Source organism: Candidatus Thermoplasmatota archaeon (assembly GCA_018814355.1).
In the GTDB taxonomy this organism is placed as follows: Archaea; Thermoplasmatota; Thermoplasmata; order UBA10834; family UBA10834; genus COMBO-56-21.
Map to the genome: position 1 here is coordinate 1 of JAHIZT010000119.1, position 4,413 is coordinate 4,413.

At 55.4% G+C, this 4,413-nt stretch carries 6 protein-coding genes; 4 read left to right on the plus strand and 2 right to left on the minus strand.

The genetic code is table 11. The features are described 5' to 3' along the window. Positions 1-649, minus strand: a 649-nt coding sequence (locus tag KJ653_08690; GenBank protein ID MBU0685903.1) for a putative sugar O-methyltransferase, incomplete at its 3' end; no start/stop codon positions are given. Between the two features lie 202 nt (positions 650-851). Here KJ653_08690 and KJ653_08695 point away from each other — a divergent pair. The 3 genes from KJ653_08695 to KJ653_08705 are packed head-to-tail and all read left to right on the plus strand — an operon-like array spanning position 852 to position 2,166. Continuing rightward, positions 852-1,190, plus strand: a complete 339-nt coding sequence (locus KJ653_08695; protein MBU0685904.1) for a hypothetical protein — start codon at positions 852-854, stop codon at positions 1,188-1,190. A gap of 32 nt (positions 1,191-1,222) precedes the next feature. Continuing rightward, complete coding sequence (locus KJ653_08700) at positions 1,223-1,732, plus strand: zinc ribbon domain-containing protein (GenBank protein ID MBU0685905.1); 510 nt, start codon at positions 1,223-1,225, stop codon at positions 1,730-1,732. Positions 1,733-1,764: 32 nt separating this feature from the next. After that, on the plus strand, positions 1,765-2,166 hold the full coding sequence (locus KJ653_08705) for a hypothetical protein (GenBank protein ID MBU0685906.1): 402 nt from the start codon (positions 1,765-1,767) through the stop codon (positions 2,164-2,166). 571 nt (positions 2,167-2,737) lie between these two features. Here the strand turns inward: KJ653_08705 and KJ653_08710 are convergent. Then, complete coding sequence (locus KJ653_08710) at positions 2,738-3,490, minus strand: DUF3800 domain-containing protein (protein MBU0685907.1); 753 nt, start codon at positions 3,488-3,490, stop codon at positions 2,738-2,740. Positions 3,491-3,717: 227 nt separating this feature from the next. Between KJ653_08710 and KJ653_08715 the strand changes: the two genes are divergently transcribed. Continuing rightward, on the plus strand, positions 3,718-4,413 hold a 696-nt coding region (locus KJ653_08715), incomplete at its 3' end, for an ABC transporter ATP-binding protein (protein MBU0685908.1).

Here is a 4,413-nt window from a genome sequence, read left to right on the forward strand (position 1 = left end):
CCCAGGTGGACACGAACAGGTCTCCTTTCGGTTCGTAATGCTTCAAGTGACAAACTGGGAGCAGGTTGATTGCGCCATTCTTCAGGGTATCTTCAGGGGTCTGGATTATTCGTACCTTGTCCTCACCAAGTATCGAGGACAGGTAGATCCACTGAATCATGCTCATGATCGGAAGATCCACTATTGTGTACGTCAAGGTTGACGATTTGAGCCTCTGGAATATCCGTGCCAGATTCCCGTATCCGCCGCCCCATTCGACGACGTTGTGAATATCCTCGAGATTGCACCCCGTGGTTGCTGAGTACCTGGCCAAATGATACAGGGTGTGAATCGTGTTGTGGGACGTCATGTACTTGGCGTTGAAGAGATACGGGTCGCCCGTATAGTCTTCGGCTAGTAGTTCCCTCAGTCTCGTCTCTGGGATATTTGCTTCTAGATAGGCCAGCTCTTCTCTCATCCATCTTCCGCCGGCAGTGACGAACATCGTCTTGAGAATGGTTGGGTTCCTCAGGAACGAGAAAGGTGGACTGGGCAGGAAGGTGTTTTCCAGATCGGACCTGAATCCATCCCACATTGGCGTGGTGAAGAAACTCACATCGCAATCACGGACTGCATCGTAGGTTCCAAGAAACCTCTCACTCAACTTCATGAAGGCCGTCATTTGATTGTGCTTGGCCTGGACCAGATTTCTTCGGGTTCTCATAGTCCGCAATGAGTATGCTCTGATCCGGAGGCTCCAGAGTAAGTTTCTTGGGATCTCAGGACTCATTCGGGTCACTTCCTTACATGGACGCGGTCAGATCGGGTCGTAGGCGCTTGAATGCGAATGGATAGATAAGACTTCTCTTCTGATGTTACCTGGACTTGACAAGGGAATGACTGGCTCCTCGAATTGGAGGTTCCTCGGCCTCGACGCGCACGCCAGGCCTTACATAGCGATCGGAGACGGGTGCGAGGTCGTCCGCGCGGAGGTCGACGACTCGATCATAATGGACAACACGGTCATCAATGTCGAGAGGAAGATCGTCCGCAACATGATAGGCAAGGGGTCGAAGATCCTGAGCGCGAAAGGGATCCTCCCGAAGGGCGAGAGGCTCGTGGTCGGCGAGAACTCGACCGTGCTTCTCCAAACGACGAGACGCCCCTCACTACAAACATGTATACTCTTGGGGGCAAGACAGATAGAGTAGAAATGCCCATTCATGCACAGAGGGGAAATGCGATGAAGTGCGAAAGTTGCGGGATGGCGAACTCTGAAGGGATGAAATTCTGCGGCCTCTGCGGCAGGCCATTGATGGTTCCTCCGGTAGTGCCCGCGGATGGGAGATCGAGGAACTGCATTCAGTGCGGCCGCCCAATCGGCTGGGACGCGTTCATCTGTATGTACTGCGGACATGATTACAAGGCGAAGCCCAAGCCGGGGACGGAGGGCCATCTGTTGACTGGCGCGATCCTGACTTTGTTGGCCGGGATCATGGGTATCGCGCTGCTGCTGGCGATGTCTGGAGGTTTCTACTCCTTCTGGTACGATTCGCTCCGTGTACTATCCTTCTCGTGCGGGATCTTGGGAGTCATAGGAGGCTACGCCGCCCTGAACCGAAAGTGGTTCCCGATCGCCGTCCTGGGCGCGGCGGCATCGATCTTCACCCCTGCGTTCTTCTTCGCGGTGCCCGGGCTCATATTGATAGCGAACTCGGCCACCCGATTCAAGGACTATGCGAACAACAAGTGACTGAAGGGAACGCGTGTGATCGGAGGATGTTGATGGCTTCGGAACCGAGGGGCGTTTCCCGCGACGTGTCCAGGAGAATGAAGGTCGTCATCGTCGCGATGCTCCTGATCATTCTGCTGCCCACGCCGATATTGTCCTCGCCCACCGCGAAGATCGTCATCGTGGTCAAGAACACGGACACGGAGTCGTCAGTGACCGTCAGTGTCCGTCTCAACGAGGGAAATTACGGGAATCAGCTATCGGTCCTCCAGCCTGGCGAGGAGATCAAGTCCTCCTACTCTGTCACGCCGGGGACACACGACCTCCAGATCTATTACTGGTACGAGGGCAACATGAGCTACTACTACCAGCACTTTGTCTCGCGTACGTACACCCTGTGGCCGTTCGAGACCGAAGAGGACAGAGTCAATCTAGCCCCGCCGCTCGGTACTTGAACGGGGCAGCTAGTCTAGCGATAGGGCGACTGGTCGACCGTGATCGTTATCGATGGGGTGGTTTCGTCGTGTCTACGCAGGCGACCATCGCACACACATCCGCGCGATTCGACGCGTCATGCGATAGGCATTGCGGCCGTTGTCTCCCTTGAGTCCCTCGTTCTGCTTGGACTATACAAAGGCGGCAATTCCTTAAGTAGGGGCTGATGCAATTGTCGTTCGTGAGGAGGAGGTCGGCGTGAGGTCGATAGGCCTTCTCACACATTCTTGCTGAAATTGGATCAAGAAGCGGGCAGTCAAAGAACCTGATCTGCTACAAGGAGACAAATTCCTTAAGTATCAGGAGCGTCAATCATTGATTGCGAGGAGGAAGATGGCGTGATGCCGTTACCCCTTCTCGCATTTTTATCTCTCTACCAAACCATCCATCCGATCAGGTTCCCTGTGCTGTTTCTCTCAAGCCTCGGCAATCAAGGAACACAATACGCTACAAGGGTGCCAACCTCTTAAATACGAAGAGGGCCAATCATCAATTGTGAGAAGGAGGGCGTCGTGATGTCGCTAGGCCTTCTCACTTTTTCTTGTGATGCTGCCGAACCATCCAACCAATGATGTCTTCACTTTCGATTTTCTGCATTCGTGGCAGAAACTCCGTTCTGAACGCTTCTGCCTTGTCGGTCTTGGATCCCGTCAACGATGCGGTATGACCCAGATAGTGCAGGGCGCAATTGGCGATGACGTCAGCAGTCTGCAGCCCTCTCCAATCATGAGAAAGCCCACCCAATGCTGCCGGAACCAGTCTTTCGCTCCTCGGAGTCTCGTCACGGACAGACATGAACCTCGCGATACTGGCGCTGAAGTCCTGAAGTTCTTGCCTCTCAGAGATATCCCAGATTATCAGACTGTGATCGGGATGGTGATAACCCGTGAGAAGGCGGGCGTTGATTTCCTCCAGAAGCATTTGTCGCGCAATGTCTTTGGGTTTTGGATTTGAGGTGGGAAGGCCTCGGGGCGGAGAAGATCCAAATGAAGCCGCAGCCCCCCACAGTTGTGCACCAGTGCGGTCCAGTACATCTCCTAGGTCCTTCACGATTTCCAAGATCGTAGATGTTGGGTGCAGATATTTCGACATAGAAGACCCCTTTAGCTCTCCTATATACGGACTGAAGTGGCTGGTGAGTATTCGCCGAATGCCTTCGTCCAGGTCAATGGTCTGGTCAAAGGCCACGGAGACTGCGGCACTCACCCAGTATCGGTGTATGTTGTCTGTTGGAGAACCGCTGCCAGACTCGTCAATGTATATCGCGTCGCTGTAGGTCGCCATGTTCTCAGGATGGAGCGGAGCGGGGCATCGAGTGATGATGGTGTGGACTACAGGTAGTCGGAAGCAATTGCTCGCGAGGATGCCGCTCCTCGGTTCAGATCGGGTTCCAGAGTGGAAGCGGTCGAAGAGACGGTATTGTTTCGCGTCGAACAATCAGGGCCGCTGTCCTTGGTGGCTTACCCTCGAAACTTATTAGACACCGCAGCGATTCCGTCGGCGATGATAACATGCCTGCCATAACAGTCCAAGCGGAGAACCTTGTCAAGGTCTACGAGGACGGGACGCAAGCCCTCGACAAGCTGTCTCTCACGGCCTTCGAGGGAGAGATCATGGGCCTGATAGGCCCGAACGGGGCCGGGAAGACCACGGCCATCAAGATCATGGTCGGCCTGCTCAGGCCGGATTCCGGCAGGGTGACAGTGCTCGGCCACGACATCCTCGCAGACCCGATCGAGTACAAGTCGGGCGTCGGCTACATGCCCGAGGCGCCCGCTCTGCCCGAATACCTCACCACCTATGAGTTCCTGGGATATGTCGGAAGAGTGAGGAACATCCCCAAGGACAAGCTGGCCGGGCGTATCGAGGGCCTCATGCGCGAACTTGACCTTATGCCGAAGGCGTACTCCACGGTGTCGACTCTGTCAAAGGGGATGCGGGCTAAGCTCGCGTTTGCCGCGGCCACGATCCACAACCCGAAGCTGCTGATACTCGACGAGCCCCTGCTGGGGATCGACCCTGCAGGGCAACACCTCATCAAGGACAGGCTTGCCGACATGGCCAAGGTCGGGTGTTCGATCCTTGTGTCGACGCACCAGCTCGATACCGCAGAGAGGCTCTGCTCCAAGGTGGCCATCATAAACAAGGGCAGGAACGTCATCACGGGGGACCTCGCGGGGCTGAGGTCCCAGGCGCATGCGGGGGAG

Excerpts from the sequence above, each read along its gene's own strand:
- KJ653_08695 (MBU0685904.1), top strand. The coding sequence starts at position 852 with ATGTTACCTGGACTTGACAAGGGAATGACTGGCTCCTCGAATTGGAGG.
- KJ653_08710 (MBU0685907.1), bottom strand. The coding sequence starts at position 3,490 with ATGGCGACCTACAGCGACGCGATATACATTGACGAGTCTGGCAGCGGT.
- KJ653_08705 (MBU0685906.1), top strand. The coding sequence starts at position 1,765 with ATGGCTTCGGAACCGAGGGGCGTTTCCCGCGACGTGTCCAGGAGAATG.
- KJ653_08700 (MBU0685905.1), top strand. The coding sequence starts at position 1,223 with ATGAAGTGCGAAAGTTGCGGGATGGCGAACTCTGAAGGGATGAAATTC.